Source organism: Streptomyces brevispora (assembly GCF_007829885.1).
GTDB classification, from domain to species: domain Bacteria; phylum Actinomycetota; class Actinomycetes; order Streptomycetales; family Streptomycetaceae; genus Streptomyces; species Streptomyces brevispora.
Genome location: NZ_VIWW01000001.1, coordinates 4,465,907 through 4,478,519 on the forward strand (window position 1 = coordinate 4,465,907; position 12,613 = coordinate 4,478,519).

The window sequence follows — 12,613 nt, forward strand, 5'->3', positions numbered from 1 at the left end:
CGGGAGCGTTGAGTAGGGTCGTCCGCATGTATGAGACCGAGAATGCCACCGGTCCGCCGACGGACCACTCGGACCGGCGGGCCGCCTACGGTTCCGTGTCCACCCACCTGTCGCTGATGAGCGATCGCCGGCTCGGCGAGGCCGTCTCCGCGGCCACGCCGCTGGGGTCCGGCATGGGCGGCAGGTCGGCGGAGCTGGATGTGTGCGGGACGCGAGTCTTCGTCAAACGGGTGCCGCTGACGGACCTCGAACTGCGGCCGGAGAACGTGCGGTCGACCGCCAACCTCTTCGGGCTGCCGACGTTCTACCAGTACGGGGTGGGCTCGGCCGGATTCGGGGCCTGGCGCGAGCTGGCCGCGCACACGATCACCACCAACTGGGTCCTCGGCGACGTGTACGGGGACTTTCCGCTGATGTACCACTGGCGGGTCCTGCCGGATTCCGCCCCGCAGGGTTTCGCCGACGAGTTCGGCGGCATCGACGGGGCCGTCGCCCACTGGGAGGGCTCCTCGGCCGTACGCGCCCGGCTGGAGGCCGTCGGCCGGTCATCGGCGAGCCTGGTGCTCTTCCTGGAACATGTGCCGCAGACCCTCGCGGCCTGGCTGAGTGACCGCCGTGCGGCGGCCCGGGAGGGCGGGGAGGAGCCGCCGTACGAGTGGCTGGACGCGGCCCTGGCCCGCGGGGCGGACTTCATGAGTTCCCGCGGGTTCGTGCACTTCGACGCCCACTTCGGCAATATCCTGACCGACGGCCGCTCGATCCGCTTCGCGGACTTCGGCCTCGCCCTGAGCTCCGGGTTCGACCTCTCCGCGGACGAGTCCGAGTTCCTGGCCGGCCACCTCGCCCACGACCGCCACTACCTCGCCGGCCATCTGGTCCGTCACCACTTGCTCGACGGCGTGTGCGACGCGGCCTTCCTGCGCGCCTGGATCGCGGGCGACCGGCCCGATGGCGTCCCGCCCGGGGCCGCCGCGGTCCTCGACCGGCACGCGGCGCCCGCCGTCGTCCTGGACGGCTTCCACCGCCGCCTGCTGACCGTGAGCAAGCGGACGCCCTATCCGGCGGCCGCCATCGCCCGGGCCGCGGCTACGTCAGCACCAGCCACTGCCGTCCGTCGATGAGTTCGCGTGCCGCGTCGAGGTGACCGGCATGGCACGCGGTCTCGGCGATGACGTGCAGCAGGACGTCGCGCAGGGTGTGCAGGTGCGGTTCGCCGAACAGCTCACGCGGCCACCAGGCCAACGGGGCACCGGCGTCCGCGGCGGCGACGACGACGGCGTTCGCGAGCTCCGTCTCGGCGCGATACCGGTCGAGGACCTCCGTGCCCGTGACGCCGGGCGCCACCTGCCAGGCATCATCGATCTCGTCCAGGGCCGCGATGACGGCCCGGTCACCCGCGAACACGGCACCGAACCAGAACCGTTCGACATCGAGCGCCAGATGCTGGACGAGCCCCAGACAGCTCCACCCCGACGGCAGCACGGGCCGCCGCAGCGCATCGGCGTCCAGCCCGCCGACCATCTCCAGGACATGGCGGCGCTGCCCGTCCAGGCAGGAAAGGAGCGCCCGGATCTCGGCGTCGGGGTCGGTGACCCCGGCGCCGGGGCCGGCGTCGGGGCCGGTCCGGGGTTCGTTCTGTGTCCCGGTCCCGGTCCCGGTCCCGCTCTCGGGTCGGGTCACTGCGTCATCTCCCCGGTAGGTCATGTCTCCAGAATCCCATTGATGCGGCTGGTCCGGGTGATTCGGCCGAAAACGGCTGTACGGTCCCGGACCGCTGCGGAAGGATGACGTCATGGCCTCAACCACCGTCGAAGCGGACCTCGCCGCCGCCCACCGCAGTCTCGAAGGGCTGGCGCTCGGGGACGCGTTCGGGGAGCGGTGGTTTCGGCTCTTCCGGGAGCCCCGGCAGGCGTACAACGAGGTCAGGGCGCGGCGGATGCCCCCGGAGCCCGTGTGGAACTGGACCGACGACACCGCCATGGCCCGTGCGCTTCAGCGGGTGCTCGACGAGCACGGGGAGGTCGAGCAGGACCGGCTCGCGCTCTTCTTCGCCTTGGCCTTCGACGCCGATCGGGCGCGGGGGTACGGCCACGGCATGCACATGCTGCTGCCCGAGCTGCTGATCTCACCGGGCGACTGGCGGACGCTGGCCCCCCAGCTGTTCGAGGGCGGCAGTCTCGGTAACGGTGCCGCGATGCGGGTCGCGCCGCTCGGGGCGCGCTTCCGCCGGGACGTCGACCACGCGGCCGAACAGGCCGCGTTGCAGGCGGAGGTCACCCACGCCCACCCCGCGGGGATCGCGGGCGCGGTGGCGGTCGCGGTCGCCGCGGCGCTGGCGGTGCGGGGTGCGTTCACGCTGGACGAGGTCGTCGCGCGGACCCCCGCGGGGCCGGTGCGCGACGGTCTGGCGCGGGCCGCTGAGGTGCCGTTCGACACCGAGCCGTGGCGGGCCGCCGACCTGCTCGGCAACGGGCAGCGCATCCGCGCCGACGACACCGTGCCGTTCGCCCTGTGGACCGCGGCCAGGCACCCGGACGACCTGGAGGCGGCGCTCTGGGCGACCGCCGAGGGATTCGGGGACGTCGACACCACCTGCGCCATCGCGGGCGGGGTCGTCGGCGCCGCGGTCGGGGTCGACGGCGTGCCCGCCGAGTGGCTCCGGCGCCGCGAGCCGCTGAACTGAACCGGCCGCCCCGGCGGTTCGAAATCGTGTTCGTGCACATGACGTAACTTGGGCGCCATGACCACCCCGCCGCCGCAGCCGCCGCAGGGTCCGTACGGAGCGCCGCAGGGCCCGTACGGAGCCCCGCCTCCGCCCCAGCAGAACCCGTACGGCCAGCCGAACCCGTATGCCCAGCAGGCCCCGTACGGGCAGCAGAACCCGTACGCGCAGCCGCCGGCACCCGGGCCGCAGCCCTTCGGTCACCCGCAGGGACCGCCGCCCTTCGGGTTCCCGCAGGGACCGCCGCCGCCCCGGAGGAGCAGGACCGGGCTGATCGTCGGGATCACCGTCGGCGCGGTGGTGGCGGCAGGCAGCATCGCGTTCGGTGTCTCCCGGCTGGCCGACTCCGGGGTGTCGGCGGTCGGCGGTGGGTTCCCCGCGGCCAAGTACCGGCTGACCGTGCCCAAGAAGCTGCTGGACGAGGAGTACACGCTGCTCAAGGACTCCTCGTCGACCGAGGGGCGGGAGATCGAGAAGACCTACGACCCGAGCATCCGCGATGCGAAGGCCGTCGTCACCCAGTACACCTCCTCCGCGGGCGGCACCCTGGTCATCTCAGGGCTGTGGGGACGGATCAAGGGGCCCGAGTTCACCCGGGACAAGATCCTTGAGGGGGCCACCCAGGCGAAGGGCATGACCATCGCCGTACCCGCCAGGGAGTTCACCCCCGACGGGTACGGGGTCACCGTGTCCTGCCAGGTCGTGCGGGCCAAGGACGGCGCGATCACCAGCACCATCCCCATGTGCGCCTGGGGCGACGACAACACCGCGTCCTTCGTCGCCGTCGTCACGCCCGAGATCGCGCTCCGGGCCCCCGAGAAGGTCGACCTCGAAAGGGCGGCGCTGGACACCGCCCGGGTCAGGGCCGAGTCGCGCAAGCCGATCGGCGCCACCGAAGCGGGCTGATCGGCTCCCGGTCCCGGCCCCGGTACATGAAGGCCGTCGGTGTGTCCTTGTCCCCCCCACACGGTCATGTCCGGCCGACCCGGCTCACCTGGGCTGTGGCCGTGGGCTCATTCGCTGTCATGGCCGCACACCGGTCAGCACCCTTTCCGCCGCAGCGGCCATCCCGAGCAGCGAGGCATCGGCACCGCGCCGCGCCACCAGTTGGAGCCCGACCGGGCAGCCGTCCGGGGTGAATCCGGCGGGCACACTCGCCGCGGGATGCCCGCTCAGGTTGAACGCCCAGGTCAGCGCGGTGGAGAGGAGTTCGCCCGGTCCCTCGTGGCCGTGCGGGCGGTTGGGGGTGACCGGGGTGAGGAGCAGGGGCACGCCGTCGAAGAGGGCGTCCAGCCTGCGGTCGTTCTCGCGCCGGAGTTCCCCGGCGGACGGCGCCGCCTCCCCGCTCCGTACCGCCTGCCAGGCCGCCGCCGGGTCGAGCAGGTCGCAGCCGCCGCCCACCAGCCGGATCACCCCGGCCGCCGCCAGCCGTCGCACCGCGCCCCGCACCACCGTCTCGACCTCCGGGTCGACGTCCGCGTACCCCAGGTCCGGGCTGTGGACGGCGCGCAGGGGCAGCTTCGGCACCGCCGGTTCGTACGTGTCCAGGACGCAGCGCAGATAGACGTGCGCGTGCGCGGCCGACCGGGCCAGCACCCCGGCGGAGGCGAGGCCCGAGCGGTCGGGGGAGGGCAGCAGCCCGTTGGTCGTCTTGAGGCCGAACACCCCGCACCAGGCGGCCGGGATGCGCACCGACCCGGCCCCGTCGCTCCCGGTCGCCAGTTCCACCAGCTCCGCCGCGACCGCCGCCGCGGAGCCCGCCGAGGAACCGCCCGGCGTCCGGTCGGCCCGCCAGGGATTGACCGTGCGTCCGTGGGCGCCCAGCCCCCAGGTCTGCCAGTGCGTGCCGGGGCCCGGCACGGAGGTCGAGCCGACCGGGACGCCGCCCGCCGCGATCAGCCGCCGGGCGGCGTACGAGCCGATTCCGGTGGGGCCCTTCACCGTGAACGGCAGCCCGGCCAGCGGGAGTCGGGCCGCGCCGGGCAGCCGGGCGAGTGCCTCCGTGTGCCAGATGTCGAGGAAGGCGCAGAGTTCCGGATCCGCCCGCTCGATCGCGGCCAGTGCCCCGCGTACGTCGGTCCGCCCGATCGAGGCCGACAGCCCTGGTACGGCGGTCCGTTCGGCTGCGGCCGGTGGCCCGGAGGCGTCCCTGGAAGCCGTCATGGACTCAGTCTCGCAGGGCCGCTTCCATGACGGAACGGGCGATCGGAGCGGCGTTGCCGCCGCCGCTGATGTCGGCCCGGTCGGCGGCGGCGTCCTCGACGACCACAGCGACCGCGACGGCCGGCCGGGCGGAGTCCTGTGCCTGCGCCCAGGAGATGAACCAGGCATACGGTGTACCGGAGTTGCCGACGCCGTGCTGGGCCGTGCCGGTCTTGCCGCCGACCGTCGTCCCGTCGATGGCCGCGTTGGTGCCGGTGCCGTCGCGCACCACGTCGATCATCATCCGGCGCAGCCGCGACGCCGTCTGCGGACTCATCGCCCGGTGGTAGGAGCGGGACCCCGTCGTGTGGACGGTGGAGCCGCTGTGCGTGGTCGTGCGGTCCACCAGATGCGGGTACATGAGGTCGCCGCCGTTCGCCACGGCCGAGGCGACCATCGCCATCTGCAGCGGGGTCGCCGTCGTGTCGAACTGGCCGATCGAGGAGAGGGCCAGCTGGTCGTCGCTCATGTCGGTGTCGAAGTTGCTCTTCGCCACCCCGGACGGGATCTTCAGCCCCGTGTCGTTGAAGCCGAACCTGCCGACGGCGTTCACCATGCCTTTCAGCCCGACCTGCACCCCGAGGTGAGCCATCACGGTGTTGCAGGAGACCCGGATCGCCTCGGCCAGGGACGCCGTGTCGCAGCCGCTCGCCTCGTCGGGGAGCGTGGTCGAGGTGCCCGGCAGGACGTAGGGGGAGGGGGTGTCGGTCTCGGCGTCCGGATCGGTGACGACCTCCGAGTCCAGCGCCGCCGCCGCCGTCACGATCTTGAAGGTGGAGCCGGGCGGATACGTCTGCCGGAAGGCCCGGTTGAGCATCGGCTGGCTCCGGTCCGCGTTGAGCTCCCGCCAGGCGTCGGTGACGGACGAACCGGTACCGGAGAGCCGCCCCGGGTCGTACGACGGGGTGGAGACCAGGGCCAGGATCTTGCCGGTCGCCGGCTCGATGGCCGCGACGGCGCCCCGCCGGCCGCCGAGCCCCACATAGGCGGCGCGCTGCATGGAGTCCTTGATCGTGGTGATGACATCGCCGCCGGGCTGCCGGCTGCGGGTGGCCTCGTTCCAGAGGGGGAACGGGGCGAGCATCGAGGCGGTGCCGGAGAGGATCGGGTCCTCGGCGTTCTCGATCAGGGTGGTGCCGTACGTCTGCGAGGCGTATCCGGTCACCGGGGCGTACAGCGGGCCGTAGCGGTAGGTGCGCTCGTAGGCGAGTTGCTCGCCGGTGTCCTTCGAGCCGGTTACGGATCTGCCGTCGACCAGGATGTTGCCGCGCGGCTGGTCGTAACGGTCGATGGTGGTCCGGCGGTTGGCGGGGTTGTTGTCGAGGGAGGGGGCCTCGAAGACCTGGACGCGGGCGGCGTTCAGCAGCAGCGCCACGAGCAGCAGCAGACAGAAGCCGGCGGCGCGCCGGATGTAGCGGATCATGGCCGGACCCCTTGCGCGGTCGACGGGTACGGGGTCACAGCTCGTCCTCCAGGATGGGTGCGATGACACCGGTCTCCACCTGGTCGGGGTGGGGTCTGCGGGCCACGTCGCTGACCCGGATCAGCAGCGCCACGATGATCCAGTTGGTGACCACGGACGAACCGCCCTGGGCGAGGAACGGCATCGCCATGCCCGTCAGCGGGATCAGCCCCATCACCCCGCCCGCGATCACGAACACCTGGAGCGCCAGGATCGAGGAGAGGCCGATCGAGAGCAGCCGTCCGAACGAGTCGCGCAGGGCGAGCCCGGCCCGGTAGCCGCGCGCCACCAGCAGCGCGTACAGCATGAAGATCGCGGTCAGCCCGGTCAGTCCGAGCTCCTCGCCCGCCGTCGCCAGGATGAAGTCGGACTTGGCGGCGAAGCCGATGAGGATGGAGTGCCCGAGCCCGAGCCCGGTGCCGAGCATCCCGCCGGCCGCGAAGGCGAACAGCGACTGGGCGAGCTGCCCGGGCCCCCGGCCCGCGTCGATCGAGGCGAACGGGTCGATCCAGTCCTGCACCCGGCTGTGCACATGCGGTTCGAAGGAGCCGACGACGAACGCGCCGACGGCGGCGAGCAGCAGTCCGACGGCGATCCAGCCGATCCGGCCGGTCGCCACGTACAGCATGATAACGAACAGGCCGAAGAAGAGCAGCGAGGTGCCCAGATCGCGCTCCAGGACCAGCACCCCGACGCTGAGCAGCCAGATCGCCACGATCGGGCCGAGCACCCGGCCGGTGGGGAGTTGCAGCTTCCAGATCTTGCGGCCGGTGTACGCGAGGGCGTTGCGGTTCGCCGCGAGGTAGGCGGCGAAGAACACGGCGAGCAGGATCTTGGCGAACTCGCCCGGCTGGAAGGAGAATCCGCCGACCCGGATCCAGATCTTGGCACCGTTCACCGCGGGGAAGAAGATCGGCACGATCATCAGGACGAGGGCGGTGGCGACCGAGAGGTAGGCGTAGCGCTGGAGCACCCGGTGGTCGCGCAGGAACACCACGACCGCGATGAAGAACGCGACGCCGAGCGTGGACCAGACCAGCTGGGTGGGGGCCGCCTGGTCCCTCGGGGTCTCCAGGTCGAGCCGGTAGATCAGCACCAGGCCGAGGCCGTTGAGCAGGACGGCGATGGGCAGCAGCAGCGGATCGGCGTACGGGGCACGGAAGCGGACGGCGAGATGCGCGAGCAGGGCGAGCAGCCCGAGGCCGCCGCCGTACCCCGCGACATCGGGTGGGACCACGCCGTTCCTGGCCAGACCGACGGCGGCGTAGCCGTAGACGGAGATGAGGACGGCCCCGATGAGGAGCGAGAGTTCCACGCCGCGCCGCTTGGGCAGGCGCAGTTCGGGCGGGGGTGCGTCCGCTGTCGTTGCGGTCATGCCACGCAACGTAGCAAGAGGCGGGGGTTATTTCCCCTATGTCACAGTGTGGAGGTTCGTGGGGTCCGGGTGGCGGACCGTCAGGTCCGGGGGCCGGGCAGTGGTGGCTCATGTGCGGGGCGTCCGTACTCCGGCAGCGTCAGCCGGGCGACCGCCCCGCCGTCCGCCGCGTTCTCGAAGACCAGCCGGGCACCCATCACCCGTGCCTGCCCGGCGGCGATGGTCAGCCCGAGGCCGTGCCCCTTGCTGCCGCCCTCGGTGCGGAAGCGCTGCGGACCGTCCGCCGTCAGATAGTCCGGGAAGCCCTCCCCGTGATCGCGTACGGTCACCACCGGCCCGTCGGCCGTCAGCACGACCGGCGGGTGGCCGTGCCGGTGCGCGTTGCTGATCAGATTTCCGAGCACCCGCTCCAGCCGCCGCCTGTCCGTCTCGACGCGTACCGGCGGCCCGTCCCCGACGACCTCGACCTCGGTGTCGGTGCCCGAGGCGGACACCACCCGCTCGACGAGCGGCGCCAGTTCGTGCACATCCAGATCGACCCGTTCGGTACGGGTGTCGAGCCGGGAGATCTCCAGCAGGTCCTCGGTGAGGGCGCGCATCGTCCGGACCCGGTCCCGCACCAGCTCGGAGGGGCGGCCCGGAGCCAGCAGTTCGGCGGCGGCCGACAGCCCGGTCAGCGGGGTGCGCAGCTCGTGCGCCACATCGGCGGTGAAGCGCTGCTCGGCCAGCAGTTTGTGCTGGAGCGCCGAGGCCATCGTGTCCAGTGCTCCGGCGACGATCGCCACCTCGTCCTGCGGGCGCGAGGCGTCGGCCGTACGGGGATCGCCGACCCGGGCGTCCAGATCGCCCGCGCCGATCCGGCGGGCCACCAGCGCGGTCTGGTGCAGCCGCCGGGTGACCCGGGTGACGGCGAACCCGCCGGCCAGCAGTGTGGCGCCGATCGCCAGCAGCGAGGAGCCGACGATCGCCCGGTCCAGGCCGTTGATCGTGCGGGCGCTCTGGCCGTAGTCGGTCTGGGTGGCCAGCGCCTGGCCGTCGGCCGGGGCGGCGGCCCACATCGTCGGGCGGCCGAGATGATCGGCGACCATGGTGCCGCGTTCCCCGTCCACCGCCAGGGCGCGCAGCGAGGCGGGCAGCCCCGGCGGATCGAGACCGGAACGCCGCGGGAGCGCCTCGCCGGCCGTGTAGGCGGCGGTGACGTCGTCCAGCCGGGTCAGCGCCTTCTCGCGGGCCTGGCCGACCGTCTGGCGGGTGACCGCGGTGTGCACCAGCACCCCCAGCAGGGCGGCGAGCGCACAGCACATCACGGTGATGAAGACCGCGGACTTCCAGGCCAGCGTCGCGGTCCAGGCGGGCATCCGCGTCCCGCGCCGGACCCGTGCGGCCGACGTCCGCCGCCGGTTCACCGGCGCTCCGCCGACACGGCGGCCGAGGGCGCCGCGGTGGATGCGGCGGTGGGCGGCGCGGTCGTCGGCGTGGCGGTGGGCGGTTCGCCCGGTGTGCGCCGCCGGTCCGGCCGCGGCTGCGGGGTCATGCGCAGGATGTCGTCCTGGGTGGGCAGCATGGCGCGCTGCCGGCTGTCCCAGGACCAGGCCGTGCGGTACTCGTACCCGGTGATGGCCGACGGTGCCCGCATGATCAGGTCCCGGCCGGCCAGCTCCACGCTGATCACCGCGTCCGAGGTGGACATGATCCGGGTCAGTCCGTCCGGCTCCGGCATGTAGACCCGTACGGAGAGCTGGCGGTCGGCCAGCCGGATGGCGAGGACCAGATCGTCCCTGCCGTCGCCCGTCAGGTCGCGGTAGTACGGCGCGAGCACCGGGCAGGCGTCCGGCGCGGTCCGGCAGGCGTTGATCCGGCGGACCGTGGCGGCCGGGAGCCGGTCCGCACCGCTGGAGCGGTCGGGGCGGGCCTTCAGTCCCGCCTGCACCACCGCCACCGGGTCCAGCCGGTGCACGTCGCCGCCCGGAACCGTGATGCCGGGGATGTGCGCGGTCTCGCCCTCGCCGTAGTCGTACGGGGCGGCGGAGGCGGCCGGCAGCTCAGGCCAGAGGCGGGCCGGGCCGATGGCGGTCGGGGCCCGCCCGGCGCTCTTCAGCTCGCCGCCGGTGCCGCAGCCCGCCAGCAGTACGGCGCCGACCAGCAGCGCCGCCGCGCGGGGCCCCGCCCGGTGCTGCATGGCTTCCTCCGTTCCCGATGGTCCGTCGAGCCGGCGGGCACATGCCCCCGCACGGCCCCGACTCGTAGACCTTATTCGGAAGGAAGTCTCTTATGCGTATTTAGTGCTGATACGGGTTCTGGCGCTGGCCCTGCGGCCCCGGCTTGACGCCCGGCTGCTGCGGCGACTGGCCGAACGGGTTGCCGTCCTGCGACGCCATGTGCTGGGCGAGCAGCTGATCGGCCTGCTCCCTGGGGATCTTCTGCTCGCCGCCGCAGAAGGTGCACTGGGTGGCGAACTTCGTCGAGAAGGGGAACAGCGGCACGAAGAACAGCGTGAACTTCGTGACCCGCTTGCGCAGGGTGTGCGCGGACGGATTCCCGCACCAGCCGCAGACCATCGTCATGACGGCCAGTTGGTAGAGATAGCCTCGCGTACCGAAAATGATCATGTGGCGGGTCCCTTCCCCGGATTACCCGTGAGTGCCCGGCGGCAGAGCGCCAGCAGCTTCTCGTCCTCGTATGTGTCGTGGCTGCCGTAGCCGCCGTCCATCGCGTTGTGCCGGCGTACGGAGGCGAGCTCGGCGCGCAGCACGTGTGCCGCGTCCGACTCCGCGTCGGCGGCCCCCATCCGCGCCAGGCAGCCGGCCACCCGGACCCTGACATGGCGGTTCTGCTCCCAGGCCGCCAGGAGTACCGGAACGGACTCCCCGGCCCAGCCCGAAACCTCCCACAGAGCGATCGCCGCGTCCACCCGCAGCCACAGCTCCTCGTGCCACAGCAGCGCCCGCAGCCGCGGCGCGGTCACCGCCGCCTGCGCACCGAGCCGGCCCAGCGCGCTCGCCGCCGACCGCCGCTCGTGCGCGTGCTCCGCCTGGAGCCCTTCGATCAGCACCGGCAGCACGGTGCCGGCGTCCCCGTCGACCGCCCACAGCGCCTCGGCGGCCTCCGTGGCCGCCGCGGTGCCGGGACGCCGGATCAGCGCCCGCAGCTCCGGTACGGCACAGTGCGCCGCCGGCCCGAACGAGCCGAGCGCCCGCAGCGCCGCCGTCCGCAGCCACTCGCCGCGGTACTCCGGAGCCCCGCGCAGCACCCGCAGCACCTCCGGCGCCGCCTCGCCCGCCCGCAGCGCGGTCAGCCCGGCCAGCAGCGGGCTCGCCCGGTCGTACGCACCCTCGTCGAGGCCCACCTCGCCGAGTCTGCGCCGCAGCGCACCGGCCAGCGGGCGGGCCGCCGACCCCAGATAACCAATGGCGAACCCCACGTCGTGCGGCACCTCGGGCCGCTCCAGCGCCGCCGCCAGCGCGGGCACGGCGCGGGCATCACCCAGCCGGGACAGGGCCTTCACCGCGCTGCCGAGCCCCGGCGGCCCGCTGGCCCACTCCTTCACCCAGGCCCCCGGATCCGCCGCGACCCGGACCGCCAGCGCGTCCGCGGCCGGTGCGGCCAGGCCGAACAGCTCCTCCAGGACGTGCGAGGCGGCCTCGGCCAGCCGCGGTTCGGCCTCGCCGAGCTGCTCGCCGACCAGCCGCACCAGCTCCCCGTAGGAACCGCGCCAGGCCCGGATCAGCCCGCTGCTCATCCGGACCGCGTCGATGCGCTGCCAGCGGTCGGGGCTGCACAGCTGATCGGTCAGCAGCGCCGTCCGCTCGGCGACCCGGTCGTCCAGCCCGACATGCAGGGTCCGCAGCAGATCGGCCGTCCAGGGTGCCGCGCGACCCGCGTTCTCCTCGGCCGACAGCGCCCGCAACTGCCCCACCAGGGTGACCGGCGCGGCCCGCTCCTCGGCCGCGGCCGCCTCGCCGTGCGCCTCGGCCGGCCGGGACCCCGGATCGGCGGCCGCGGGCACCGAGCGCAGCTGCCGCAGCAGCCCCGCCACCATCCGCACCAGATCGCCCGGCAGCGCCTGCGGTGCGCACCGCGCCAGCTGGGCCAGCGCCGCCAGCCGCAGCCCCGGCGGGTACGCCTCGGCGGCCAGCCGGCTCAGCCAGTCGGCGATCCGGTCGGTCAGCGGGCGGTGGCGCAGGGCGATCCGCCCCGCCGCCTCGACCAGGGCGAGCCGCACCTCCTCGTCCGGCTCCACCGCCAGCCGGTCCCGCAGCAGCGTCAGGACCCGGGCGGGGTGGCCGTGCAGGGTGGCCAGCGCCAGCGGGGCGCAGACCCGGACCCCCGGGTCGTCGTCCGCCATCAGCGCGAAGAACACCCCGGCGCCCGCGGTGACGGCCGCCGCCGCCATCGCGTAGTTCGCCGCGCCCTCGATCTCCTCCTCGTCGATCTCGTCCTCGTCGTCCTCGTCGAGGTCGATGCCGCCGATGCTGGTGAGCAGCTCGACGATGCCTCCGCGGTCCGGGACCGCCGGATCCACGACCAGTTCGAAGAGGAAGGGGATACAGGCGAGGGTGCACGCGTAGACGTCACCCTGGTGGTGCACGGCCCCGTACATCCCGTCCAGCGCCCCCTCACGCTCCGCCGGATCGGCGGACGCGAGACCCTGGAGCAGTCCGGGCACATCATCGGCAGGCCCGTAGGCATGCTCCATCGAGGCCCAGTCGACCTCGTTGATCCCCGCGAACACGCCATCGCCTCCCCACCCGTCACCACGAAGCGGTGCCTGCGCAGAGTGTGCACCACCGATCCGACAATCCACCCTTCACATGCGGCCTTTGCCTTTGGACATGACAACAGCGGTGGTGGT

The 12,613-nt window shown here is 73.2% G+C and carries 11 protein-coding genes; 3 read left to right on the plus strand and 8 right to left on the minus strand.

Annotated features, from left to right (window positions below; genetic code table 11):
• The first annotated feature begins 26 nt into the window (after positions 1-26).
• On the plus strand, positions 27-1,121 hold the full coding sequence (locus FHX80_RS20865) for a protein kinase family protein (protein ID WP_145765589.1): 1,095 nt from the start codon (positions 27-29) through the stop codon (positions 1,119-1,121).
• On the opposite strand, the gene FHX80_RS20870 is transcribed toward FHX80_RS20865, so the two are convergent.
• A complete protein-coding gene (locus FHX80_RS20870; protein ID WP_244318611.1) occupies positions 1,087-1,572 on the minus strand; it encodes a mycothiol transferase in 486 nt (161 codons plus the stop codon). The genes FHX80_RS20865 and FHX80_RS20870 overlap by 35 nt on opposite strands.
• 220 nt (positions 1,573-1,792) lie before the next feature.
• On the opposite strand from FHX80_RS20870, the gene FHX80_RS20875 reads away from it, so the two are divergent.
• Positions 1,793-2,683 (plus strand): ADP-ribosylglycohydrolase family protein, encoded by an 891-nt coding sequence (locus tag FHX80_RS20875; protein ID WP_145765591.1) that lies wholly within the window; start codon positions 1,793-1,795, stop codon positions 2,681-2,683.
• A 57-nt stretch (positions 2,684-2,740) separates the two neighbouring features.
• Positions 2,741-3,628 carry a hypothetical protein gene (locus FHX80_RS20880; RefSeq protein WP_145765592.1) on the plus strand — a complete coding sequence of 296 codons (888 nt, stop codon included), beginning with the start codon at positions 2,741-2,743 and terminating at the stop codon, positions 3,626-3,628.
• A gap of 117 nt (positions 3,629-3,745) precedes the next feature.
• Here the strand turns inward: FHX80_RS20880 and FHX80_RS20885 are convergent, their stop codons facing one another.
• The 7 genes from FHX80_RS20885 to FHX80_RS20915 form a co-directional block, all read right to left on the minus strand.
• Complete coding sequence (locus tag FHX80_RS20885) at positions 3,746-4,885, minus strand: amidase family protein (RefSeq protein ID WP_145765593.1); 1,140 nt, start codon at positions 4,883-4,885, stop codon at positions 3,746-3,748.
• 4 nt (positions 4,886-4,889) lie between these two features.
• A complete protein-coding gene (locus FHX80_RS20890) occupies positions 4,890-6,347 on the minus strand; it encodes a penicillin-binding transpeptidase domain-containing protein (RefSeq protein ID WP_145765594.1) in 1,458 nt (485 codons plus the stop codon).
• A 34-nt stretch (positions 6,348-6,381) separates the two neighbouring features.
• On the minus strand, positions 6,382-7,761 hold the full coding sequence (locus FHX80_RS20895) for an FtsW/RodA/SpoVE family cell cycle protein (RefSeq protein ID WP_145765595.1): 1,380 nt from the start codon (positions 7,759-7,761) through the stop codon (positions 6,382-6,384).
• An 80-nt stretch (positions 7,762-7,841) separates the two neighbouring features.
• A complete protein-coding gene (locus tag FHX80_RS20900) occupies positions 7,842-9,119 on the minus strand; it encodes a sensor histidine kinase (protein WP_145765596.1) in 1,278 nt (425 codons plus the stop codon).
• Between the two features lie 44 nt (positions 9,120-9,163).
• A complete protein-coding gene (locus FHX80_RS20905; protein ID WP_145765597.1) occupies positions 9,164-9,940 on the minus strand; it encodes a hypothetical protein in 777 nt (258 codons plus the stop codon).
• Between the two features lie 100 nt (positions 9,941-10,040).
• Positions 10,041-10,370 carry a zinc ribbon domain-containing protein gene (locus FHX80_RS20910; protein ID WP_145765598.1) on the minus strand — a complete coding sequence of 110 codons (330 nt, stop codon included), beginning with the start codon at positions 10,368-10,370 and terminating at the stop codon, positions 10,041-10,043.
• Positions 10,367-12,493 carry a PBS lyase gene (locus FHX80_RS20915; protein WP_145765599.1) on the minus strand — a complete coding sequence of 709 codons (2,127 nt, stop codon included), beginning with the start codon at positions 12,491-12,493 and terminating at the stop codon, positions 10,367-10,369. Before FHX80_RS20915 ends, FHX80_RS20910 begins: the two co-directional genes overlap by 4 nt.
• Positions 12,494-12,613: the final 120 nt, after the last annotated feature.